Source organism: Herminiimonas sp. Marseille-P9896 (assembly GCF_903993245.1).
GTDB lineage: Bacteria > Pseudomonadota > Gammaproteobacteria > Burkholderiales > Burkholderiaceae_D > Oxalicibacterium > Oxalicibacterium contaminans.
On the sequence record NZ_CAJEVT010000001.1, the window covers coordinates 561371 to 586344 of the forward strand.

At 52.9% G+C, this 24974-nt stretch carries 21 protein-coding genes; 17 read left to right on the top strand and 4 right to left on the bottom strand.

From position 1 onward, the window contains the following. Nucleotides 1–123: 123 nt before the first annotated feature. The 3 genes from ccsB to H7U06_RS02765 all read left to right on the top strand — a co-directional run bounded on the left by ccsB (nt 124) and on the right by H7U06_RS02765 (nt 3086). A complete protein-coding gene (gene ccsB / locus H7U06_RS02755; protein WP_175624666.1) occupies nt 124–1275 on the top strand; it encodes a c-type cytochrome biogenesis protein CcsB in 1152 nt (383 codons plus the stop codon). Between the two features lie 145 nt (nt 1276–1420). Then, nucleotides 1421–2401: a protein-methionine-sulfoxide reductase catalytic subunit MsrP gene (gene msrP, locus H7U06_RS02760; RefSeq protein ID WP_175624667.1), complete on the top strand. Its 981-nt coding sequence runs from the start codon at nt 1421–1423 to the stop codon at nt 2399–2401. A gap of 43 nt (nt 2402–2444) precedes the next feature. Further along, a complete protein-coding gene (locus tag H7U06_RS02765; protein WP_175624668.1) occupies nt 2445–3086 on the top strand; it encodes a sulfite oxidase heme-binding subunit YedZ in 642 nt (213 codons plus the stop codon). 39 nt (nt 3087–3125) lie between these two features. Here the strand turns inward: H7U06_RS02765 and lysA are convergent, their stop codons facing one another. Both lysA and H7U06_RS16355 read right to left on the bottom strand, forming a co-directional pair. Beyond that, nucleotides 3126–4409, bottom strand: a complete 1284-nt coding sequence (lysA, locus tag H7U06_RS02770) for a diaminopimelate decarboxylase (protein ID WP_175624669.1) — start codon at nt 4407–4409, stop codon at nt 3126–3128. An 8-nt stretch (nt 4410–4417) separates the two neighbouring features. Next, entirely contained in the window at nt 4418–4627 is a 210-nt protein-coding gene (locus H7U06_RS16355; RefSeq protein WP_175624670.1) for a lipoprotein, read from the bottom strand. 40 nt (nt 4628–4667) lie between these two features. Between H7U06_RS16355 and cyaY the strand changes: the two genes are divergently transcribed. Then, nucleotides 4668–5006, top strand: coding sequence for an iron donor protein CyaY (gene cyaY, locus H7U06_RS02780; protein ID WP_175624671.1), 339 nt, complete (start codon nt 4668–4670; stop codon nt 5004–5006). Nucleotides 5007–5065: 59 nt separating this feature from the next. Here the strand turns inward: cyaY and H7U06_RS02785 are convergent, their stop codons facing one another. Next, complete coding sequence (locus H7U06_RS02785) at nt 5066–7420, bottom strand: penicillin-binding protein 1A (protein ID WP_175624672.1); 2355 nt, start codon at nt 7418–7420, stop codon at nt 5066–5068. Between the two features lie 334 nt (nt 7421–7754). Between H7U06_RS02785 and H7U06_RS02790 the strand changes: the two genes are divergently transcribed. From H7U06_RS02790 to H7U06_RS02820, 7 genes are all read left to right on the top strand, one after another. Beyond that, nucleotides 7755–8837, top strand: a complete 1083-nt coding sequence (locus H7U06_RS02790) for a pilus assembly protein PilM (protein ID WP_175624673.1) — start codon at nt 7755–7757, stop codon at nt 8835–8837. Then, nucleotides 8834–9445, top strand: a complete 612-nt coding sequence (locus H7U06_RS02795; RefSeq protein WP_175624674.1) for a PilN domain-containing protein — start codon at nt 8834–8836, stop codon at nt 9443–9445. The genes H7U06_RS02790 and H7U06_RS02795 overlap by 4 nt, the downstream gene beginning before the upstream one ends. 15 nt (nt 9446–9460) lie before the next feature. Continuing rightward, nucleotides 9461–10120, top strand: a complete 660-nt coding sequence (locus H7U06_RS02800; RefSeq protein ID WP_175624675.1) for a type 4a pilus biogenesis protein PilO — start codon at nt 9461–9463, stop codon at nt 10118–10120. Further along, nucleotides 10117–10671, top strand: coding sequence for a pilus assembly protein PilP (locus tag H7U06_RS02805; RefSeq protein ID WP_175624676.1), 555 nt, complete (start codon nt 10117–10119; stop codon nt 10669–10671). The genes H7U06_RS02800 and H7U06_RS02805 overlap by 4 nt, the downstream gene beginning before the upstream one ends. A gap of 47 nt (nt 10672–10718) precedes the next feature. Then, nucleotides 10719–12767, top strand: a complete 2049-nt coding sequence (pilQ, locus tag H7U06_RS02810; RefSeq protein ID WP_254873114.1) for a type IV pilus secretin PilQ — start codon at nt 10719–10721, stop codon at nt 12765–12767. Nucleotides 12768–12828: 61 nt separating this feature from the next. Further along, nucleotides 12829–14499, top strand: coding sequence for a bifunctional shikimate kinase/3-dehydroquinate synthase AroKB (gene aroKB, locus H7U06_RS02815; protein ID WP_175625195.1), 1671 nt, complete (start codon nt 12829–12831; stop codon nt 14497–14499). A 39-nt stretch (nt 14500–14538) separates the two neighbouring features. Beyond that, nucleotides 14539–15687 carry a deoxyguanosinetriphosphate triphosphohydrolase gene (locus H7U06_RS02820; RefSeq protein WP_175624677.1) on the top strand — a complete coding sequence of 383 codons (1149 nt, stop codon included), beginning with the start codon at nt 14539–14541 and terminating at the stop codon, nt 15685–15687. A 12-nt stretch (nt 15688–15699) separates the two neighbouring features. Here H7U06_RS02820 and H7U06_RS02825 read toward each other — a convergent pair whose 3' ends face one another. Further along, the gene (locus H7U06_RS02825; protein WP_175624678.1) at nt 15700–16794 is read right to left on the bottom strand and encodes an enoyl-CoA hydratase/isomerase family protein; all 1095 of its coding nucleotides are present in this window, start codon (nt 16792–16794) and stop codon (nt 15700–15702) included. Nucleotides 16795–16958: 164 nt separating this feature from the next. Here H7U06_RS02825 and H7U06_RS02830 point away from each other — a divergent pair, with 164 nt between their 5' ends. The 6 genes from H7U06_RS02830 to H7U06_RS02855 all read left to right on the top strand — a co-directional run bounded on the left by H7U06_RS02830 (nt 16959) and on the right by H7U06_RS02855 (nt 24959). Then, the gene (locus H7U06_RS02830; protein WP_175624679.1) at nt 16959–17423 is read left to right on the top strand and encodes a type IV pilin protein; all 465 of its coding nucleotides are present in this window, start codon (nt 16959–16961) and stop codon (nt 17421–17423) included. After that, a complete protein-coding gene (locus tag H7U06_RS02835; RefSeq protein WP_217703429.1) occupies nt 17420–18007 on the top strand; it encodes a GspH/FimT family pseudopilin in 588 nt (195 codons plus the stop codon). Before H7U06_RS02830 ends, H7U06_RS02835 begins: the two co-directional genes overlap by 4 nt. Next, a complete protein-coding gene (gene pilV / locus H7U06_RS02840; protein ID WP_175624680.1) occupies nt 18001–18468 on the top strand; it encodes a type IV pilus modification protein PilV in 468 nt (155 codons plus the stop codon). Before H7U06_RS02835 ends, pilV begins: the two co-directional genes overlap by 7 nt. A 10-nt stretch (nt 18469–18478) precedes the next feature. Continuing rightward, nucleotides 18479–19591 carry a PilW family protein gene (locus tag H7U06_RS02845; protein WP_175624681.1) on the top strand — a complete coding sequence of 371 codons (1113 nt, stop codon included), beginning with the start codon at nt 18479–18481 and terminating at the stop codon, nt 19589–19591. Then, nucleotides 19585–20196 (top strand): hypothetical protein, encoded by a 612-nt coding sequence (locus H7U06_RS02850; protein WP_175624682.1) that lies wholly within the window; start codon nt 19585–19587, stop codon nt 20194–20196. The genes H7U06_RS02845 and H7U06_RS02850 overlap by 7 nt, the downstream gene beginning before the upstream one ends. A gap of 77 nt (nt 20197–20273) precedes the next feature. Continuing rightward, entirely contained in the window at nt 20274–24959 is a 4686-nt protein-coding gene (locus tag H7U06_RS02855; protein WP_175624683.1) for a pilus assembly protein, read from the top strand. Nucleotides 24960–24974 lie beyond the last annotated feature (15 nt).

Here is a 24974-nt window from a genome sequence, read left to right on the forward strand (position 1 = left end):
TACTTAGTTGCATGAGGCGTTCCGCTTTTATAAAAGATGCATATAAAGAATTTACACCGCGCTGATCCGATGCACTCCTGACGGAGCATCGGATGGTTGGTAGTAATCATTACGGAGATAGCAATGGATGCAGTACAAGAACAGATTTATACGCAGCCTCCCGGTTTTTTTAAACGGCTGACAGTGCTGGACTGGGTGTACGGCGCGCTTTTGCTGGCGGGATCTTTGTTTGCGCTGAATCGTTTCGGTCATCACATGGATGTGTACGAAGAAGTCATCCTCGTATTGGCCGCGCCGACCTTTGCGTGGCTGGGTTGGTACTGGAAGTCGGTGCGCTGGCTGATGGCTGTGCTGGCGGTTTTATCCCTCTCTGCAATCTCGATGTACGGCGGCACGCTGGCTGCCGCTGACCAACGATTCTTCCTTAAATATTTATTGTCCAGCCAGTCCGCGATCCTGTGGATGAGTACGCTGTTCCTCTTGTCCACCGTGTTTTACTGGGGGGGGCTGATTACGCGCTCGGCGACCGGAGCTTCGCTCGGTAGCAAGTTGTGCTGGGCCGCAGTGGTGATGGGTTTTACCGGCATGCTGGTGCGCTGGTACGAGTCTTACCTGATAGGGGCAGATGTCGGCCATATCCCGGTCTCGAATCTGTATGAAGTATTCATCCTGTTTTGCATGATCACGGCTTTGTTTTATTTGTACTACGAGCAAGTTTACGCAACGCGCCAACTGGGGCCGTTTGTCTTGCTGGTGATCTCCGCTGCAGTCGGCTTCCTGCTCTGGTACACGGTGTCACGCGATGCGGCAGAGATCCAGCCGCTGGTGCCTGCCCTGCAAAGCTGGTGGATGAAGATACACGTGCCAGCCAATTTCATTGGTTACGGTACTTTTGCGCTGGCTGCGATGGTGGCGATTGCCTATCTGTTGAAATCGCATGGCATGCTGGTCGATCGCCTGCCTGCGCTGGAAGTGCTGGATGATGTGATGTACAAGGCGATCGCGGTCGGTTTCGCCTTCTTCACGATTGCGACCATCCTCGGCGCCTTGTGGGCAGCAGAAGCGTGGGGCGGCTACTGGTCCTGGGATCCGAAAGAGACCTGGGCGCTGATCGTCTGGCTTAACTATGCTTCGTGGTTGCACATGCGCTTGATGAAGGGTTTGCGCGGCAAGGTTGCGGCATGGTGGGCGGTTATCGGTTTGCTGGTCACGACCTTCGCATTCCTGGGGGTGAATATGTTCCTGTCCGGTTTGCATTCATACGGAGAACTGTAAGATTTTTTCATAAGCAAAATACACACTTTTGCAGTGGAATAAAAAGGGGAGGCTGAATTTGCAGTTTCCCCTTTCTGTTTTGAAACTCCTTGCAGGCTGGCGAGTCTGAATAAGTTCAGGAGTCTTATCCTTATGTGGAGTCGCCATGTTAATCAAACGCAATTCGAATGGAATCGATCTTCCATTTGCATCAGAAATTACGCCGCGCCATGTTTTTGAGTCGCGGCGTGACTTTATCCGCAAGCTGGCGGTGGGCTCCATTGCCGGTGGCGCATTGCTGGAGATGGCCTCGCGCGAAGCGTTCGCTGCGTCGTCCACTGCACAAAAACTGGTAGCACAGCCGAATCCGGCCTACGTGGTACTCGATAAGCAAACCTCTTATAAAGACGCCACGACCTACAATAATTTCTACGAATTCGGCACCGATAAAGAGAGTCCGGCGCGCTATGCGTCCGCTATGAAGACGCGCCCCTGGACGGTGTCGATAGAGGGAGAAATCAAGAAGCCGATGACGCTGGATATCGACAGCCTGTTGAAGCTGGCACCGCTGGAAGAGCGTGTTTATCGCTTGCGCTGCGTAGAAGGCTGGTCGATGGTGATTCCGTGGATAGGCTATTCCCTGTCTGAATTGATTAAGAAGGTAGAGCCTAATTCCAATGCCAAGTACGTCGAATTCGTGACCCTCGCCGATAAGGAAGCAATGCATGGTTTGAATCGTGCGGTGCTGGACTGGCCGTATGTAGAAGGCTTGCGCATAGACGAGGCGAATCATCCGCTGACGCTTTTGACGTTGGGTATGTATGGCGAAGTACTGCCGAATCAGAATGGTGCGCCGATACGCATAGTGACGCCCTGGAAGTATGGCTTTAAGTCGGCCAAGTCCATCGTCAAGATCCGCTTCGTCAAAGACCAGCCACGCACTGCATGGAATCTGGCCGCACCACGGGAATACGGCTTTTATTCAAACGTAAATCCGCAGGTGGATCATCCGCGCTGGTCGCAAGCCAGTGAGCGTCGGATAGGTGAGGATGGCTTGTTCACGAAGAAACGTCCGACCCTGATGTTCAATGGTTATAGCCAGGTTGCTTCCTTGTACACCGGCATGGATTTGAAGAAATTTTTCTGAGTTACTTGTGTAACCTTTGGGCGCGGCTGACGAATTAAGCATCATGAATATAAATCCTTCTCCGCGCCAACTCACGCTAGTGAAATGCGTGCTGTTCCTGCTGGCTTTGCTGCCTTTCGCCCGGCTTGCCGTGTTCACGGTAACGGATCAGCTGGGTGCCAATCCTATTGAGTTCATCACGCGTAACACTGGTGACTGGACTTTGTACTTCCTGTGCATGACGCTGGCGATTACGCCGTTACGTCGCTTCAGCAAATGGAACTGGTTGCTCAAGCTGCGCCGCATGCTGGGTTTGTTTGCCTTCTTCTACGCCAGCCTGCATTTCATGACCTTCTTCTGGTTCGATCATTTCTTTGATGTCAGCGAGATGTGGGCAGACGTACTCAAGCGCCCGTTCATTACCGTGGGCTTCACGGCGTTTGTATTGCTGATTCCGCTTGCAGTGACGAGTACCAATGGCATGGTCAAACGACTGGGTGGCAAACGCTGGCAATGGCTGCATCGCCTGATCTACGCGATCGCATTGCTGGGGATATTGCATTACTGGTGGATGAAGGCGGGCAAACACGATTTTGAGCAACCTATTATCTTCGGTTCTATCGTGGGTGTGTTGCTGTTGCTGCGGGTCGTCTGGTGGTGGCAAAAACGTGTCCGGACACCGGTAGTGGTGGGGCGCGCAACATAAAAAAACGGGATGCTTTGCATCCCGTTTTTGTTTATACCTTTAAGGCAGAAGTGATTCCAGTGCAAACAAATCACTGGCAGCTTCGCGCTTACGTATCAGGTGTACCTTGTCACCTTCCACCATGACTTCTGCTGCCCTGCCACGTGTGTTGTAGTTGGATGACATGGTCATGCCATACGCGCCCGCCGACATGATGGCGAGCAAATCCCCTTCTTCTATCGCCAGTTCACGCGAGCGTGCCAGCCAGTCGCCGGACTCGCAGACCGGGCCAACCACATCGTAGGTCGCTGCAGCAGCAGTGCTTTGCTTTACCGGCAGGACACCGTGCCACGCTTCATACATGGCCGGACGCATCAGGTCATTCATCGCCGCATCGACGATGGCGAAGTTTTTGGTTTCGCCGTGCTTGATGTATTGGACTTCGGTCAGCAGGATGCCGGCATTACCGACGATGGAGCGACCTGGTTCAAACAAAACCTTGATCGGTGCGCCGCCGTGTTTTTGTTTGCGCCATGCGTCTATCTTGGCAAACAGACGCGCCAGGTAATCGCCCACTGCGACTGGTTGATCATTGTCGTAGTTGATGCCGATGCCGCCACCGATATCCAGGTGATGCAAATGGATGCCTTCAGCATCCAGCGTGTCTATCAGTTCGATCAGTTTGTCGACGGCTTCCAGCAGCGGAGCGTCGTCCAGCAATTGCGAACCGATATGGCAGTCGATGCCGACGACATCGATGTTAGGCAAGGCTGCAGCGACACGATAAGTCGTCAGCGTGTCTTCATAGGCGATGCCGAACTTGTTATCTTTCAGGCCGGTCGAGATGTAAGGATGGGTCTTAGCATCGACGTTCGGATTGACGCGCAGTGAGACCGCAGCTTTTTTGCCCATTTCTGCGGCAACCGCATTCAATCTGTGCAATTCAGGGATCGATTCAACGTTGAAGCACAGGATGTCGTGCGACAGCGCGAGTTGCATTTCTTCGCGCGATTTGCCGACGCCGGAAAAAATAACTTTGCGCGGTGAGCCACCGGCTGCCAATACGCGTAATAATTCGCCACCGGAAACGATATCGAAACCAGAACCCAGTTTGCCGAGCAGGTTTAGTACCGCCAGGTTGGAGTTTGATTTGACGGAATAGCAAACCAGTGAGGTTTCGTCATTGCGGCCATGCTGTTTGCAGGCGTCAGCGTACGCGGAGAAGTTTTCAACCAGCGCTGCTTTGGAGTAAACGTAAGTCGGCGAGCCGAATTGTTGGGCGATTTGCGCCAGCGGTGTATTCTCCGCGCAGAGTACACCGTCTTGGTAAGAAAAATGCGACATGATGGGTTTTACTTGGTCTCGGATGACGGAGCTACAGGAGCAGGAGTTTGTGTCGGTATGGTCGGCACGGCTTTCTTGTTCTGCCCGGATGGCGGCTTGGTGCCCGGCATGTAGAGCGGGCCTTTTTGGCCGCAACCGGCGAGCAGGCTGATGCAGGCGATGCCGGCAAGAGTAGGAAGCAACGCGACGAAGCGCGATAAACCAGATTGGGACTTCACGATTAGAATCACTGTTTAACGAAACGTGTTGGAGTGTAGCATGACCGAATCAGAATTCCTGAAGCAAGCAGAAGCAACTTTGGACCAAATTGAAGCCAGCCTGGAAGATTTGGCTGATACCAGCGAGCTGGACGTGGAATGCACGCGTAGCGGCAATGTGCTGGAGATCGAATTTATCGATAACGGCACAAAAATCATCGTTAACAGCCAGGCGCCTATGCAGGAGCTCTGGGTAGCGGCCAAATCCGGCGGCTTTCATTTCAAGGCTGCAGGCACACAATGGGTGAATACGCGTGACGGCGCCGAGTTATTTGCTGCTTTGTCGGAAATGGTCAGCCAGCAGGGTGGCGTGGACGTGGTGTTGCAAGACGCACATTGATTACAGATGTAAAAAAGCGGGATGCCTGATGAGGGCATCCCGCTTTTTTATTGTCAAAATTAGAACAGTTCGTTCTTCACTTCATCTTTGGTCGGTGCGTTGGACGGGCTGCTTGCCTCGCCCGCATCCAGGTTACGTACCCCTAATCCCGGTGGGCTTTCCGCGTAATAGTATTCGCCATTGACCGTTACTATGCCTTCCGGCACGGTGCGCTCAACCATAGGCACATCCTTGAGCGCCTTCTGCATGTAGTTGATCCAGATCGGTAACGCGAGGCCGCCACCGGTTTCGCGATTACCCAGGTTTTTCGGCTGGTCAAAACCTATCCAAGCCACGCCGACGATATTCGGCTGATAGCCCGCGAACCAGGCATCAAAGGAGTCATTGGTGGTACCGGTTTTGCCTGCCAGGTCGGTGCGCTTGAGTGCCATCGCCTTGACTGCGGTGCCGGAGGTGACGACGCCCTTGAGCATGCTGTCCATCAGGAAAGCATTGCGTGGATCGATGACGCGATTGTTTTCGTCGCCAGCGCGCTCGGGTTTGACTTCAGACAATGTCTTGCCATTGGCGTCGGAGATCTTGGAGATCATGTACGGGCTGACCTTGTAGCCACCATTGGCGAACACAGCATAGGCTGCTGCCATTTGCAGTGGCGTGACATTGCCAGCGCCCAGCGCCAGTGTCAGATACGGCGGGTTCTTGTCGGCATCAAAGCCGAAACGCGTGATGTATTCCTGGCCGTATTTCGCGCCTATCTTGTGCAAGATGCGAATCGAAATCATGTTTTTCGACTTGGCCAGACCTTTGCGCATGGTCATAGGGCCATCGTATTTGCCATCGTAGTTCTTCGGTTCCCATGGTTGGCCGCCAGTCTGACCGGCATCGAAGCTGATAGGCGCATCATTGATGATGGTCGCAGGCGACAAGCCTTTTTCCAGTGAGGCGGAATAGATGAACGGTTTGAACGAAGAGCCAGGTTGACGCCAGGCTTGCGTGACGTGGTTGAACTTGTTGCGGTTGAAGTCGAAGCCGCCGACCAGTGCGCGAATCGCGCCGTCATCGGTATTGGCGGCAACGAAGGCGGACTGTACTTCCGGCATCTGGATGATGCTCCAGGTCTTGCCTTCCTGCATGACGCGTATCACTGCACCGCGCTTGACGCGCTTGTTCGGCGCAGCTTTTTCGCTCAGCAGGTTGGCGGCAAAGGTTAGGCCTGCACCTTCAATCTGTATCTCTTCGCCGGATACCAGTACTGCACGTACTAATTTCGGTGTGGCTTCCAGCACGACTGCAGCGACCAGGTCGTCACTATCAGGATGGTTGGCCAGTTCGACTTCGATGGCGGCTTCTGCTTCTTCTTTATTGTTCGGAATTTCGATAAAGCTTTCCGGGCCGCGATAACCATGGCGCTTTTCATAGTCCATGACGCCACGACGGACCGCGAGGTAAGCAGCGTCCTGGTCGGCCTTGGTGATCGTGGTGAAGACATTCAGGCCGCGGGTATAGGTTTCTTCCTTGAATTGCTCGTACACCAGTTGGCGCGTCATCTCCGCTACGTATTCAGCATGTACGCCGAACTCGCTGCTATTTGTCTTGATCTTGAGCTCTTCATCCTTGGCCTGCATGTATTCCGGTTCGCTGATATAGCCCAGCTGGTACATGCGCTGCAAAATGTATTGCTGACGTGCTTTGGCACGTTTCGGATTGACGACCGGGTTGTAGGCGGAAGGTGCTTTCGGCAGGCCGGCCAGCATCGCCGCTTCAGCGATAGTGATTTGCTGCAATTTCTTGCCGTAGTAAATCTGGGCGGCAGACGAAAAGCCGTAGGCGCGCTGACCCAGATAGATTTGATTCATATAGACCTCGAGGATCTGATCCTTGGTCAGGTTCTTCTCGATTTTCCATGCCAGCAATACTTCGTAAATCTTGCGTTTCAGCGTTTGTTCGCTGGACAGGAAGAAGTTACGGGCTACCTGCTGCGTAATGGTGGACGCGCCCTGACGCGCACCGCCGCTCAGGTTGTGCACGGCTGCGCGCACGATGCCGACATAGTCCACACCGCCGTGCTCAAAGAAACGGTCATCTTCGATCGCCAGTACGGCTTTTTTCATGATGTCCGGAATTTCCCGGATGTGGACCAAATTCCGTCTTTCTTCGCCAAATTCGCCAATTAAGACGTTATCTGCGGAGAAAATACGCAGGGGTATCTTGGGGCGATAGTCGGTCAGTGAATCCAGCGCTGGCAGGTTCGGATAGGCCATGGCCAAGGCAAATACCAATATCAATGCGCCTATCACGCCCAGGCCGGTAATCAGGCCGATGACGCCGAGGGTGAGTCGGAGTGCCAGATTCGGTGCGCGTTTTTTAGGTGATTTTGATTCGGAGCTATCGGACGATGATTGTTTGGAAGCCATGCAGGGAGGAAAAGTGAGGGGTCGATATTCGAGCCATTATAGCTGGCTGCCGCCTGGGGGCGTGATTGTTACTAATAAATCCAGCTAATTGCAACATCGGTTTTTCCGCGTGGATTTTTGGCAACGGATTTGCAAATTACTTTGTGGAAAGTGCTTTACACTTTTCAAGGCTTGTTGCTACGATTTAATGTAACGTTTTACCAATGTGCTCTAAATATAAGTTTTTAAACGATTTTTATCGAAAAATCATTACTTTTTCATTCCGGTCGAGTTTTTGACAAGCTAAACGGCATGGCGTTCATATACTAAACAACGTTTCTGGGGAGAACTGCCCTTGGCTTTAGATTTAGGCTCATTATTCGGCAAGAAAAATCCGCCATTGATAGGTTTGGATATTAGTAGTTCCGGGGTGAAACTCGTTGAATTGTCTGAGGTTGGGAAAAACGAGCTGCGTTTGGAGTGTTTCGCCTCAGAACCATTGCCGCGAGGTGCGGTGGTGGACGGTAATATCGAAAATATCGATCAGGTATCGGATGCCGTGCTGCGCGTGTGGAAAAAGAGTGGCACCCGCGCCAAGGTAGCTGCCATGGGCATGCCGCCCGCTTCAGTTATTACCAAAAAGATCATACTTCCCAGCAATTTATCGGAAGAAGGCCTGGAATTGCAGGTTGAAACCGAAGCCAGCCAGTACATTCCGTTTGCGCTGGATGAAGTGCGTCTGGACTTTGATGTGATCGGTCTGGTTGAGAATTCGCCGGATGACGTCGAAGTCATGCTTGCTGCGACCCGCAAGGAAAAAGTCGAAGACAGGGTGGCTGTGGCCGAGGCCGCGGGTCTCAAGCCGACCATCATGGATATCGAATCTTATGCGGCGCGCGCCGCAATCTCCCGCCTGACCGAGCAGATGCCGAATCGCGCCAAGGGGCAGATCCTGGCTTTGTTCCAGATTGGTTCACAAGTCATGCATGTGTCCATGCTGCTGGATGACCAATTGATCTACGAACGCGAGCAACCGTTTGGCGGCCATCAATTGACGCAAGAGATAGTGCGTACCTACGGCTTGTCGTACGAAGAAGCCGAGGTTAAAAAGCGCAACAATGATTTGCCGGATGGATATCAGACTGAAATCCTCGAGCCTTTCCTTGAAACTGCAGCGCAGGAAGTAACGCGCGCGATTCAATTCTTCTTTACCTCCACCCCTTATACCCGTGTCGACCAGTTATTCCTGGCCGGTGGCTGCGCCATTATCCCGGGCATGGTGGAAACCGTTGCGAATCGCACCAAGTTATCGGCGTCTGTGGTCAGCCCATTCAAAGGCATGCAACTGAGTCCGAACGTGCGCGAGAAACAATTGCGTATCGAAGCGCCCGCGTATCTGGTGGCCTGTGGTCTGGCGATGCGGAGGTTTGACCGATGATCCGCATTAATTTATTGCCGCATCGTGAAGAGCGGCGCAAACAGAAGCAAAAAGATTTTGTTGCGTTGATGTTGTTGAGCGGGATTTTTGGTGCCCTGATCGTGATTGCGGTTGGCGCTTATTTTTCTTCGCAACTGTCGGAACAGCAAGCCCGCAATTCTTTCATCAAGGCAGAGAACACAAGACTAGATGGCGAGATCAAGGAAGTGGCCAATCTGAAGCAGGAAATCGAAGCACTGAAGGCGCGTCAGCAAGCGGTAGAAGATTTGCAAAGTGATCGCAACCAACCGGTTTACCTGATGGATGAGTTGGCGCAACAAGTGCCGGAAGGTGTCTACCTGAAGTCCTTTAAACAGGATGGCCAGCGTGTACTCCTGAATGGTTATGCACAATCGAACGAGCGGGTGTCGGAGTTGTTGCGCAACCTAGGTAACAACTCGCCGTGGCTGGAGCGTCCGGACTTGATAGAAATCCGCTCCACCGGCATAGGCTCGGGCAAGGATGCGAAGAAAGTATTTGAATTCACCATCAATGCCGGTATCAAGCGTCCACGTGACCAGGATCCCGCCGCTGTGGCCGCGCCAGTCGCTGCTGCACGGAAACCTTGATATGAGACAGGCACCATGGCAGATCTGAAAAATATTGGGGAATCGATCAGTGCACAGTTCCGTGACCTGAATGGCTTGCATCCTGGCCAGTGGCCGGTTGTGCCGCGCATGTTGTGCGCAGCTGGCGTGATGGTGGCGGTGCTCGGAGTGGGCTGGTATCTGTACTGGAGTGATCAGCTTGATGAGCTGGATCGCGCAGTGGCCGAAGAGGTGACGCTGAAGGATGCGTACAAGTCCAAGGTGCAGCAAGCTATCAATCTGGTCGGTTTGCGCAAGCAAAAAGAACAGGTAAACGAATACGTCTCTACGCTGGAAAAACAATTGCCGAGCAAGGCTGAGATGGATGCTTTGTTATCGGACATTAACCAGGCGGGTTTGGGACGCGGCCTCGCTTTCGAATTATTCAAGCCTGGACAAGTCGTGGTGCGTGATTACTATGCCGAGTTGCCGATTGTGATCAAGGTAACGGGCAGCTATCACGACGTCGGAGCCTTCTCCAGTGATATCGCGAATTTGCCGCGGATTGTGACCCTGAATAATATGAATCTGGTGGTGGCCAAGGGAAATACCCTGACCCTGGATGCGGTGGCCAAAACTTTCCGCTATCTGGATGATGAAGAAGTCGCGGCACAACGCAAAGCGGCGGCGGGCAATAAAAAAGGTGGCAAAAAATGATGATGCACATCTCCGCCCGTATTCCCCGTATTAAAACTGCAGCACTGGTTCTGCTGGCAGCAAGCTTGTCTGGCTGCGGCGATAGCGGCACCGCAGATGTCAGCCAGTGGATGAAGGAAGTGCGTCAACAGACGCGCGTATCCATCAAACCTTTATCCGAACCGAAAAAATTTACTCCGTTCAGCTACGACGCGAAGAATCGCGAAGACCCCTACAGCCCGAACAAACTAGCGATGGCCCTGGCCAAGGCACGCAAGGATGGCGGCACCATACGCCCGGATTTGGATAGGCGCCGTGAAGCACTGGAGAGTTTTCCGCTGGACACCGTAGTCATGGTCGGCACACTGACCAAGCCCGGTTTGACTTATGCCTTGCTGCAAGTCGACAAGTCGATTTATCAGGTCAAGGTCGGGAATTATGTCGGGCAAAACCTCGGCATGGTGACCAAGATTACTGAAAGCGATGTGTCGTTGAAGGAAGTAGTTCAGGATGCGGCCGGTGACTGGGTCGAGCGTGAGGCCAAGCTGGAGTTGCAGGAGTCGCAAAAATGATCACGCTACAAAAACAATTCAAAAGTTCTCAAGGGATGGTGCAAAAAATGTGGCGACTTTCTGCGTTTGTCGGTCTCTTATTCATCGGTGGTGTAGCCACCGCACAGGAAAACGCGATTCAATCCGTCACGGCGAATCAGCAGGGTTCCAATATCGTCGTGAAAGTGGCATTGACGAATCCACCGGCCAAGCCGCCGGTTGGCTTCACTATTAACAGTCCGGCACGTATTGCACTGGATTTCGCGAATACCGCGAATGCAACCGGCAAGGGTTTGCAGGATATCGGTCTGGGCGATGTACGCAATGCCAACATCGTGCAGGTCGGTGATCGCTCTCGTCTCGTTTTCAACCTGACGCGCCCATTGAACTATGCAACAACTATCGATGCCAACACTGTAATCGTAACGATAGATGGAACTGGTGCGATTCCTACTCCCGTGAATGCTGTCGGTTTGCCGGTGCCAGTTCCGCAGGCAAATCCAGGGCGACAAGCTTTGCGCGATATCGATTTCCGTCGTGGTAACAATGGCGAAGGCCGTATCGTCGTCGACTTGCCTAACAACCAAGTTGCAGTAGACGTGCGTCAACAAGGTAAAAAGATCGAAGTAGATTTTATGAAAGCGACCTTGCCGGAAGTATTGCGTCGCCGTCTGGACGTGGCTGACTTTGGTACCCCAGTGAATATCGTCACGACCACGCAGCAGGGCGATAATGTGCACATGACCATCGAGCCTAAGGGTTCATGGGAGCACAGCGCTTACCAAAGCGATACGCAGCTGGTGATCGAAGTGAAACCGCTGAAGGAAGAACCGAACAAGCTGGGCCAGGGCGTACGTGATTATCGTGGCGATAAATTGTCGCTGAACTTCCAGAATGTCGAAGTGCGTGCGGTACTGCAAGTCATTGCTGACTTTACCGGTCTGAACATCATTACTAGTGACACAGTGAGTGGTAACTTGACCTTGCGTCTGAAGGATGTGCCATGGGATCAGGCACTCGACATCGTGATGCAGGCCAAAGGTCTGGATATGCGCAAGAACGGTTCCGTGTTGTGGATAGCGCCGCGCGATGAACTGTTGACCAAAGAAAAACTGGAGCTGGAGCAGCGTGCGCAAATAGCCGAACTGGAACCGATCAAGACAGAAACATTCCAGCTCAATTATCAAAAAGCGGAATCGTTCAAACAAATTTTCGGCATTGATGGTGGTAGCCGCAGCATTTTGACCAAACGCGGTAGTGCAGTGGTCGATCCGCGGACCAATCAATTGTTCATTACTGATATCGCATCCAAGCTCGAAGAAATTCGTGCACTGGTGTTGAAGACGGACATTGCGACGCGCCAGGTCATGATCGAAGCGCGCATCGTGGAAGCGGATGATAAGTTCAGCAGCAGCCTGGGTGCCAAGTTGTCTTTTGGTATAAGCAACCAAGGCAATTATCAACTTGGTGGTCGTCAGACCAGTACAACCGCGGCTGTGGGACCTCCGACCTTGGGTGGCAGCGCGGTTAATTTGCCTGCTGGAAATATCAACGGTAATACTCCAGGTTCAGTAGCGCTAACCCTGTTTAATGCTGCGGCGACGCGATTTATCGGGCTGGAGCTATCGGCACTTGAAGCCGATGGCAAAGGCAAAATTATTTCAAGTCCGCGTGTGATTACCGCCGATCAATTGAAAGCGCTGATCGAACAAGGTACGGAGTTGCCGTACCAGCAAGCTACCAGTAGCGGCGCGACCAGTGTGTCCTTCCGTAAAGCCAACCTGAAACTGGAAGTCACGCCACAGATCACGCCTGATGGCAATGTGATTCTGGATGTGGACGTCAACAAAGATACGGTCGGTGTCGAAACCCGTTCCGGCTTTGCGATTGATACTAAACACGTGAAAACACAGGTGCTGATCGATAACGGCGGTACCGTGGTGATCGGTGGTATTTTCCAGCAAACCGAGCGTGATTCAGTGTCAAAAGTGCCATTCTTCGGTGATATCCCGGTCTTTGGCAATTTGTTCAAAACCACGGGGCGTACCAATGACAAGACCGAATTGCTGATCTTCCTGACACCTAAAATTCTGACTGACAAGGTCTCAATCAGGTAGGATGCCGCTTATAGGCGGCGCCATGTCGGCTGCTGCACCTGGTAAAGAGAGCTTTTGTAACGTGGGTGGAAATATTTTTCTGGTCGGTCTGATGGGTGCCGGCAAAACGACAGTCGGTCGTGCGCTGGCAAAAAGGCTGAACAAACGATTCATCGATTCCGACCACGAAATCGAAGAGCGCACGGGCGCGACTATCCCGCTGATTTTTGAAATTGAAGGTGAAGCGGCCTTCCGGCAGCGGGAAGCGGAAGTCATACGCGACCTGACTGCGCAGCAAGATATTGTTTTGGCAACAGGTGGTGGCGCTGTGCTGAATGCAGAGAGCCGCGCCTATCTGAAGTCCCGCGGCACCGTGATTTACCTGCGTGCCAGCGTCAACAGCATCGTCCAGCGTACCAGCCATGACAAAAATCGCCCGCTATTGCAAACCGGCGATCCGCGCAAAACCATAGAGGAATTATCGCGCATACGCGAGCCGCTCTATAATGAGGTTGCGCACATCGTCATCGACACCGGGCGTCCTAACGTACAATTCCTGATGCAGTCCATTTTGTCGCAGCTGGGCCCTGAGCATACTCAGACCCAGGCGGCGTCAGCGACAGCACAGGATCATCATTCTTTACCGAAACATTCCATGACGTCTTCTTCTACTTCCGATACCTTGCACGTTGATCTTGGCGCGCGCAGCTACCCGATTACGATAGGGCAAAGCCTGTTTGGCGATTCCGCCTTGCTGGCGGCACATGTCTCAGGATCGCGGGTGGCTATCGTGACCAACACAGTGGTGGCGCCTTTGTATCTGGAGCAGGTCAGCAAGTCCTTGCGGATTGCTGGCAAGAAGGTAACGGAGATCGTGTTGCCGGACGGCGAAGAAGAAAAGAGCTGGGAAAACCTGATGAAGATTTTCGACGTCTTGCTCGCAGAAAAATGCGATCGCAAGACGACACTGATTGCATTGGGTGGTGGCGTAATCGGCGACATGACCGGTTTCGCCGCTGCAGCTTATATGCGCGGCGTACCTTTCATCCAGGTGCCAACCACCTTGTTATCGCAAGTCGACTCTTCAGTCGGCGGCAAGACCGGTATCAATCATCCGCTCGGCAAGAACATGATAGGCGCGTTCTACCAGCCGCAAGCCGTGATCGCCGACACGACCAGCCTGAATACACTGCCTGCACGTGAGCTGTCAGCCGGTTTGTCAGAAGTCATCAAGCATGGCGCGATCATCGATGCGCCGTTCTTCGACTGGATAGAGGCGAATATCGCCAAGCTGGTAGCAAAAGATCCGGCAGCACTGGCCTATGCCATCAAGCGTTCGTGTGAAATCAAGGCTGACGTCGTGCGTCAGGATGAGCGCGAAGGCGGCTTGCGCGCCATCCTCAATTTCGGTCATACCTTCGGCCACGCAATAGAAGCGGGCATGGGATATGGCGTCTGGTTGCACGGCGAAGCGGTCGGCTGTGGCATGGTGATGGCGGCGGACTTGTCGCATCGCCTTGGCTACATTGACGCGTCATCCAAAGACAGGATAGTGGCAGTAGTCAAAGCTGCTGGCTTGCCAACGACAGCACCGGATCTGGGAACGGATCGCTGGCTGGAGTTGATGGAGGTCGATAAGAAGAATGAGGGCGGACAAATCAAATTCATCCTGCTCAAGCCTCTCGGTACTTCGGTCATCACGACGGTGCCGCAAGAAGTGCTCTTGCAAACACTCAAAGCATGCGTCGCCTGATCGCTGTTCAGATGACGATGTGTCTGGCACAGGCCTGACATGAATATCGAGGCTCATCTCGCGCCTTACGCGGCCCGTTCCGATACGTCGACGGGTCGCCGCTACTCCGAACCAGCTACTTCCTCCCGTACCGAATTCCAGCGCGACCGCGACCGCATCATACACTCGGCCGCTTTTCGCCGACTGGAATATAAAACCCAGGTATTCGTTAATCACGAAGGTGATTTATTCCGTACGCGTTTGACGCACAGCATAGAAGTGGCGCAGATCGCCCGTTCGATTGCGCGCAATTTGCAGTTGAATGAAGACCTCGTAGAAGCTATCTCGCTGGCACATGATCTGGGACATACGCCTTTCGGCCATGCCGGACAGGATGCCTTGAATGCCTGTATGAATGCATACGGTGGTTTTGAGCACAATCTGCAAAGCTTGCGTGTGGTGGATGCGCTGGAACAGCGCTACGGTGCATTCGATGGCTTGAACCTGATGTTTGAAACGCGCGAAGGCATACTGAAACATTGCTCGCTGACGAATGCAAAAAAACTGGATGAAATTGGTCGCCGCTTCATAGAAAAAAAGCAGCCTACGCTGGAAGCGCAACTGGCGAATCTCGCTGATGAAATCGCCTACAACAATCACGATATAGACGACGGCTTGCGCTCGGGTTTGCTGACGACGACGCAGCTCGATGAAATCGATTTTTATGCCCGCCATCGACAACAGGTTGAAATTGCATATCCTGGTATCACGGGGCGACGCGCAATCAATGAAACGATACGCAGGATGATCAATGCATTGATCGTGGATGTGATCGAAACATCACAGCAACGCATACAGGCGGCAGGATTAACATCTGTAGACGATGTACGGAATGCACCGGCATTGATTGCCTTCTCCGATGAGATGCGCGCCGAAGCAGCCTTGCTCAAACGCTTCTTGCGGGAAAACCTGTACCAGCATTATCAGGTCAATCGCATGACCAGCAAGGCGCGTCGCATCGTGGCTGAATTGTTTGAGACCTTTATGCGTGAGCCGAATCTATTGCCGCCGGATTATCAGCAGCCACGTAGTGATTCACCGCAAGCGGTGACGGCCCAGGCACGCAAAGTGTCGGATTACATCGCAGGTATGACGGATCGCTACGCGATACGCGAGCATAAACGCCTGTTCATGATCGATGAAATGTAAGTCGACGAGTGCTTAGCTGAGTTCTCGCAGCGGGTGTGCGTAGGCTGGCCAAGCCGATGTAAAAAATGGCTTAATCATTTCAGGCGTTACTTCTTCCAGCGTTGCTGGTCGCCATTGCGGCGCAAGGTCTTTATCGATGACCAACGCACGTATGCCTTCGACGGTTTCTCCGTGTTCAAAGCAACGACGCACCATGGTGCGTTCCAGGCGCAGGCAATCTGCCAATTCCAGTTTTGCCGAGCGACGTATCTGTTCGAGTGAGACATGGATCATCAGCGGTGAACGCTTGCGCATAATCTCTAGTGTCTTTTGCGCGAACGGATCGCTATCTGCTGCCAATGAGGTAATGATGGCGGCAACATCGTCGTGCGCGAAATGACGGTCTATCAATGCGCGTTGTTTGGCTAGCAGGCTATTCGCCGGATCGATCTGCGACTTGAACGGCGCAGCGAAATCTTCTATCGCCTGGCGATATTGATTTCCCTTTACCGAGTTCAGCATAGCCAACAAAGCTGGTAGTTCTGTGCGTGGCACGAACACATCTGCCAGGTCGGCGTACAGGGCGTCCGCTGCACCGACAATTTCCCCGGTCAGGCCGAGATAGGTACCCAGCTCACCAGCCAGGCGCGACAGGAAATAGCCTCCACCCACATCCGGAAACAATCCGATATTTACTTCGGGCATGGCCATCCGCGTACGTTCCGTGACGATACGTATGCTGGCCGATGCGCTGCTTTGCGCTATGCCCATGCCGCCACCCATCACTATGCCGTCCAGTACCGAGATATACGGCTTTGGGTAGTGGTGGATCAAATGATTCAGCGCGTATTCCTCCGTGAAGAAATCCTCCAGCAAGGCGCTGCCGCCGGTCAGTCCGCCCAGCGCCACTTCATGGAAGAAACGAATGTCACCACCTGCGCAAAATGCCTTCGGCAGGCTGCTGTCGATCACTACGGCCTGCACCGCGGCATCGTTTTGCCAGGCCGCCAGGTACTCTGCCAGCGTACGGACCATGGGTAAGGACAGGGAGTTCATGGCGTCTGGCCGGTCCAGGGTCAGGCGGGCAAGGCCGTTTTCTACGGTAGAGCGTATGTGTTGTTCAGACATGATGCGAGATCGAGTAAGTAAAGTTCGCTCATTTTATCGGCTTATGTTGTTGCAGGGAGCGCAATTAGTTCAACCACTAAGGCGCCGGATCACACCGTTTGTCGGATGGTTCTGGTGCTGGAAAAGAGTTGGTTTAAATTAATGTTAACTACAAGAAAGTTCCTATGAAACATATATTCCGACCTAAATTTGCTGCCAACCGAGGTTTTACCCTGATAGAACTCATGGTGACAGTGGCGATCATCGGCATCCTGGCTTCGTTCGCTATACCGGCTTATACCGATTATGTAACGCGGGGGAAAATCCCGGATGCGACTTCCGCACTGGCAGCAAAACGGGTGCAAATGGAGCAGTTCTTCCAAGATAACCATACCTATGTAAATGCTCCGGCCTGTAACTCTGATAGTGGTACCAGCAAATATTTCACCTTCGATTGCAGCGGCACCTACGGTGTAGCCGGGACTGCGACGGTCTATACGATAGAAGCGGTCGGTACTGGGTCTATGCGCGGTTTTGTCTACACAATAGACCAGAACAATACCAAGGCGACCACCATGACTTCCGGTGCGCCTTCAGGCTGGACCGGCAGCACGAGCTGCTGGGTGACGAAAAAAGGTGGAGTGTGTTGAAACAGCGTCATCAGCAGCGTGGTGTGAGCCTGATCGAGTTAATGGTCGGGCTGGCAGTCTTTGCCATTCTGTTGGGTATCGCAATACCTAATTTCAGCACCTTCATGCAGAACAGCAAAATCCGTACTTCGGCCGAGGCTATCCAGAACGGCCTCAGCCTGGCGCGGGTGGAAGCAGTGCGTCGTAATACCAATGTGCAATTTGCTCTGGGTAGCGGCACGTCCTGGGTCGTCGGTTGCCAGACTGCGACCGCTGATTGCCCGGCGAATATTCAAACCAGGGCGGGCACAAACGGGTCGTCCAATATCCGCGTCGTCACTTCTGAAGTCGTCGCCACTACCGGTTTGGCAGCGGGTACACCAGTTTTTGATACCACCCTGATTTTTAACAGCGTGGGGCGAGTTACTACTGCTACTTTGCCAGCCGGGCATAACGCGGCTTTCGATGTTACCAATCCGGATGGCGGGACTTGTGCTGCCGTCAGCGGTTCCATGCGTTGTTTACGTGTAGTGGTTACACCGGGCGGACAGGTGCGTATGTGTGACCCGGCCCTTACTCAAGCGGGGGATGCGCAAGCATGTTAAGACAACACTCCATACGACCACCTGCTTTGGATAAGCAGGCCGGCATTATGTTGCTGGAGGGCTTGATCGCCATCCTGGTTTTCTCGCTGGGCATATTGGCACTGGTAGGCATGCAAGGTGTGGCGGTCAAACAAGTGACGGATGCCAAGTATCGTTCTGATGCCAGCATGCTCGCGAGTCAGTTGATAGGAACGATGTGGGTCAGCAACCGGACTCCGGCTGCATTAAAGGCCAACTTCGATACAGCTACGGGAGCGTCGACAGAATTGACTAACTGGAAAGCAACTGTTGCAGCGACTTTGCCGGGAATTACTGATGATGTAAACCAGCCGATGGTGAATGTGAGTTCATTGGGCGATGCGAACGATGGTGTCGTTACGATGACCATATCCTGGCGCGCTCCGGGGGACGACGCATCATCCCCTGTACATAAATATGTCACCGTCGCGCAGATAAGGTGAGGAGCGTAAATTGTCTAGTAAGTTGAAATCTTCTCCGCGCGCTTCTGGTTTCAGTCTGGTCGAGATCATGGTGGGCCTTGCCATCGGTATGCTGGCTGTCATTGTTATTTTGCAGGTGTTTGCCTTATCCGAAGGACGCAAGCGTACGACCACCACAGGTGGTGATGCGCAGAGCAACGGTGCGCTCATGATGTATCAGATGCAGCATGAGATAGGTCAGGCTGGCTATGGTGTGGCAGCTGTTAACTTAATGAATTGCAGTTTGCGTTGGCCTATCGCTTCTGGTGCGAATATCGCTACTGCAGTGCCGCTTGCCCCTGTGACGATTAATCCTGCTGCGACAATTATCCCGGTCGGAGATTTGAATACTGATCGCTTGCTGGTTGTCTATGGCAATCCGAACGGGCAGCCACAGGGCAACATCATTACTGCCCAGGCTTCCCCGGTATATACAGTGCAAATGCCGAGCTCGTTCACGCCAGGTGCCAATGGCGTTGGTGACAAAGTAATTGCTTCGCCTGCCGTGTGTGGCTCGCTGATCATAGATCGTGTGACTGCTGTATCGACGACCACTGTAACCGTGGCGACCGGTTCTGCAGGTGCTGCTTTATATAACCTGGGACCGAATCCCACGATACTGGCGTACGCAATACGTGGTGGCAACCTGACGGTGTGTGACTACATGCTGAACGATTGCGGGCTGGACGCCAATAAGGGCAATGCATCGATCTGGGTGCCGATCGCAAGCAACATCGTCAGCATGAAGGCGCAGTATGCTCGTGATACGAGTGGCACCATGGACGCCATTCCTGATGTATTTGATCAGACCCAGCCCAGTACCGGATGTGGCTGGGCGCGGATTTCTGCGATCCGGCTCGCCATCGTAGCGCGCAGCAGTCAGTATGAAAAAGAGTTGGTAACTACCACCACCGTCAATGCAGGTAGTCCGGTGAATGCGCCTAGCTGGGCAGGTAACGACACCGATCCTATCGTCGCTAATGCCGGCTATCTGGGTCCTGATGCGGTAGCGGATGAGCCCTGGAAGCATTACCGATACAAGGTGTTCCAGACGATAGTGCCAATACGCAATGTGGCGTGGATGGGAGTGCCGATAGGATGCTAAGTCTATCTACATTCCATCTCGTACGGCATACCAGACAACGTGGTGTGGTGTTGATCATCGCGCTGATTGTATTGGTTGCGATGACTCTCGCGGGCCTCGCGTTGATGCGCTCAGTTGATACCACCAATCTTATCGCCGGCAATCTGGCATTCCAACAGGCGGCAACCCGTTCCGCAGATGCCGGGGTCGAAGCCGGGATTAACTTCCTGCAGACTGCCTCCAGCGTGACGCTGGAAACGGATAGCGCTGGTAATGGTTATGCGGCGAACGGCAGTTCCTCTGGATTGAATCCGGCTGCGGGTCAGTCCTGGGATGCATATTGGATGGCCAATCTCGAGAACCGCAAAATGACCTTAAACGAAGGTAAGCCGGACGAGGCTGCCAACGTTGTTTCGTATGTGATTGATCGCATGTGCAATAACGCAGGTGGCAAAACAACAGGGGCCGCTTGTTCTGCGTCCCCCATCGTCACTACCGCAACCGGGAATAACGAGAGTGTGGAAGTTCAGTTGAATGCGCCATCGGTAGTGTACTACCGCATCACTGTGCGTGTAACAGGGCCCAAAAATACGGTCAGTTATGTGCAGGCCATGGTTTCCATGTAAGTGCCTGGTCGCGAACAGTTAAAACAAATCATTCTTCTTGCAGACTGCAAGACGTGTTGCAAATTCAGGGGGCTTCCATGAAAACTCATACAGTGTCCAAAGATATCGGCGTCGCGCTGATTGCTCTGGCTCTTTTCGTTCCCGCGCATGCGGCAGTAACGGATATTTCGACGACCCCGTTGAACACATATTCGGCTCCCACATCTACAGACGTAAAGCCGAATGTCTTCTTCATCCTGGATGATTCAGGAAGTATGGATTGGGATTTCATGCCTGATTGGGCATGTTCGTCTGTCTACTCAACGACCACCAGTTCATGTGGTAGCGCAGGGCAAGATCCTTCTTCCGCACGCATGGAGTATTGGTTCAAGAATGCCGCCTATAACGGTATGTATTACAACCCGGCGGTGCGTTACGTGCCGCCGATTGCAGTCGGGACCTCTGGTGCAATTAATACTACGACCTACTTGAGTCAAACCGGTGTGTCTGCAGCCACGGGAGGGAATGGTAGTGCTTCTGCCGCATCGCCAAATTGGGCTGCTGTTAAAAACGATGCTTTTGGTGTGCAAAGTACCGGTACTACAGACCTGCAGGGAAATACCACTACGCCGCCCTATTTTTATACGATGGTAGCCGCAGAATATTGCACCTCGCCGAATTTGAGAACTTGTACTACTGCCAGTGCGCCAAGCACTACTTATCCGTTTCCTGCAACGGTGCGTTGGTGTACTGATAGTGGACTCGGGACTTGCCGGGCGACATTCGGCAATAACAACGCATGGGTCAGGGCGCCATCACCACCAAGTGCCACGATTACGGTTTCCGGTTCGTCGAATACCATCGTAAGCAGCATTATGGTCGGTACCGTGGAAATACTTTCCACTCCGACTGGGAGTTCAAATAACGCGAATACTGTTGCACAAGCGATAGTTAATAACATTAATCTGTGTACGCTCACCCGACCTACAGGCAGTAACTGCTCAGGGGTTGGTTATACCGCTACGCGATCCGGCGCGGTTGTGACGATACTTGCTCCATCCGCCACTACATCTACTCCTGTGGTTGCGCGAACTGGCATGACGATCAGTACTACTGCTTTCGCGGTTCCCAACACGAATATCCTGGGCGAAAACCGCCGTATCACTTTGACGCCCGGTATAAACAGTTATCCCTATCCTGGCAGCACCAGCAAAGCGACGGCACGTATTGATTGTGCAGGTACTACCTGTACTTACAACGAAGAAATGACAAATTACGCTAACTGGTGGACTTACTACCGGACGCGGATGCAGATGATGAAGACCGCTGCAAGTAATGCATTTTCTACGATAGATGCGGCGACCGATATTGCAAATAATGTGTCCCGTTTTCGATTGGGGTACATGAGCATCAATAACAATACCAACAGCGATTATCTGAACCTGGGTGAGTTTGCAGGTACGCAGAAATATAACTGGTATAACAAATTGATCAGCGCAAATCCAAACAGTGGTACTGCCTTGCGTTCGACGCTGGCGACTGCCGGTCGCTTGTACGCGGGTAAGTTAAACGACACCAGTTATCGTGGAAGCACGGTAACGGATCCGATGCAATATTCCTGTCAGCAAAACTATACGATCTTATCGACGGATGGTTTCTGGAACGGAGGAGCTGGATATAAACTGGATGGCTCTACGGCAGTGGGGAATCAGGACGTAGGATTGGGTGCGCCATATAGTGATGGCGGTACACCGCAGCTCCAGGCACAAACCAGTACCTTGCAACAACGCACAGGCGCTTTGCAACTCAAGTCGGGCAAAGGAAATTGGACCAATGCCACCACATGTCAAGCCAACAGCAATACACAATGTCGTTACAACTGGTCTGCCTGGACCAATGCCTCAAGCTGTACTGTTAGTTACAGTACAGGGAGCGGAAGTTGGAGCATCAGTAACGGAACTGATTGTCAGTATGTAGATGGTTCATGGGCAACCGCGACCACGTGTACTCCGATTACCAAGTCAGTTGCACCTACATATACGGTGGGGACGGCAAGAGCCTGCCGCACGGTATCCAGTAGTGGGGGAACGTCGGATACCCTGGCCGACGTCGCTGCGTATTACTACAACACGGATTTGCGTAACTCCGATGCTACCGGTGCCGACGCAACGGGCACTTGCACCGGCCCGATCATTGCTCCAAGTACCACGGCAAACAATCTGTGTGATAACAATGTCCCTGCGAATGGTCGGGATGTTGCGACCGCGCAGCACATGACTACTTTCACACTGGGCCTGGGTGCACAAGGACAGATGGTGTACGCGCCGAATGATGGCAAGGATTACTGGAACGATACCAGTGGCGATTTCTACGACGTTAAAAACGGTACCACTGCGAATCCTACTAACGGCGTATGTTCATGGCAAAGCAGCGGTGCATGTACCTGGCCTATCCCGGCATCGAATTCGAACGCGAATATTGATGATTTGTGGCATGCAGCGATTAACGGGCATGGTGCATACTTCAGTGCTTCTGACCCGGCTTCCTTGTCGAGTAGCCTGATCAGTGCGCTGACTACGATCGTCAACACGCCTCGCCCTGGTACCGCGGCAGCTGCTGCGAGCAGTAACCCTAACGTCAGTGCTGCTGACAACTATGTTTTCAGTTCTTCATACAAATCAGTGGAGTGGTACGGCGAACTGATACGTCAGCAAATTACGCCTGAAGGTTCGTTGACGGCGCAGAACTGGTCGGCCATGCGCTTGCTCGACTGTGCAACCACTGTGTGGACAGCATCTACCAGCTATGTATTGGGTAGTGCTTTCCGCCAGGGCAATCGATGCTATACGGTGAATACTGCCTATGTCTCAGGCGCTACCTTCAATGCGTCGGGAATAGACGATGCCCATACCTCAGTCGTCAATGCTGATGAAACTGCTGCAACGAGACAACCGGTAGTTCCTTTGACCAGCAGAACCATCTACACCAAAGGTTCCAGCGGGTTGATTTCATTTGAATGGGCTAATTTGTCCAACGCGCAGAAAGCATTTTTTACCGCACCAGCGATCACCTATTCATCCGCGACTTCCGGCTTGTCGCAATTCTGTTCGCCAGCCGGTGGTGCTTGCTTAAGCACTACATTGCAAACGAATAATACGATAGCGACCGGTGGTGCGGCAGGTGAAGCATTGGTTAATTTCTTGCGTGGCGACCGAAGCTATGAAGGCAGTTATTTCCGTCAACGTACGCACATACTGGGCGATATCGTCTCTTCCGAGGCGCGCTATGTGCAAACACCTTTGTATAACTATCTGGATGCGAACTACACTGCGTTTAAAACAGATAAATCCACCCGCGCCGGTGCGGTTTACGTAGGTGCCAATGACGGTATGTTGCATGCGTTTGATGCGACGACAGGTCAGGAACTGTGGTCATATATCCCGAGCATGGTATTGCCGAACCTGTACAAACTGGCCGATAAGAATTATCCGACGGATTCGACTAAGCACCAGTTCTATGTCGATAACTCACCAGAAACTGGTGACATCTGCCCGACTGCTCCTACCACTGCATGTACGTCGGGGCAGTGGAAGACGATACTGGTAGGGGGCTTGAATCGTGGCGGCAAAGGGTACTTCGCACTCGATATCACCAATCCTAGTTCTCCATCATTGTTGTGGGAATTTACAGATCAAAACCTGGGTTACACCTATGGCAATCCAAGCATAGCCAAATTGAAGGATGGTACCTGGGTCGTTTTGCTCCCTTCCGGCTATAACAATACCGACGGAACTGTCAGTGCGGATGTCGGCAAAGGTCGTTTGTATGTATTGAATGCAGGTACGGGTGAGCTCATCAGAAGTATCGCGACGAGTGCTGGTAGTGCAACGACACCGAGTGGATTGTCACGTGTTACCGCGCATGTACTGCAATCATCAACCGACAGTACTGCTATCGCCGCATACGGTGGTGATGTGTTGGGTAATGTGTGGCGCTTCGATATAAATAATGACATCGGTGCGGTGGGGTATGACGCGCAGTTATTGGTCAGCCTGACAGATTCGACTGGTAGGGCGCAACCGCTGACGGCGAAGCCAGCAATAGCGACCTTGAGTGGTAAGCCAGTAGTCTATGTTGGTACGGGACGTTATTTGGGTACCACTGATGTCACTGATAGCAGCACACAATCTTTTTACGCAATCAAAGATAATCTTGATACGGTGACGCTCGGCAATCCTCGCACAGGCAGCAGCAATTTTGTGGCACAGACATTGACTAGTGGCGTTTGTCCTGAGGGTACGTCGTCCACGGTTTGTATTGCCCAGCAGGAGGTGCGTACCAGCACCAATAACGCGGTGGACTGGACGACTAAAAACGGCTGGTACCTGGACTTCCTGAGTGGCGGCGAGCGCTCAAGTACTGATCCTTCGCTGGCTTTGGGTACGCTATTGTTCACGACGATTACACCTCAAGCCTCGACGGTCAGTGCTTGCGGACCTACTACCGGTACTGCGGCCAGCTTTGTTTATGCGTTGAGTTATCTGACAGGTGGCCCTATTAGCACGGCAAATGGTGTGAGCGGGATCAGTCTGGGGTCCGGCCTGGTGACGCGTCCGGTCATGATCATGCAGGCAGATGGTACGGTCCGCGCCTTGATCCGGACGTCGAGTGGTGCTTCGAGCGGTACTGATCTTGGGGGAACCAAAGTTACGGCGCCACCGATAGATCCATCCCCGACAAGCGGTACGCGTCGTGTTTCCTGGCGTGTCCTGAACGCACAGTGAGATGTGCGGGATGAT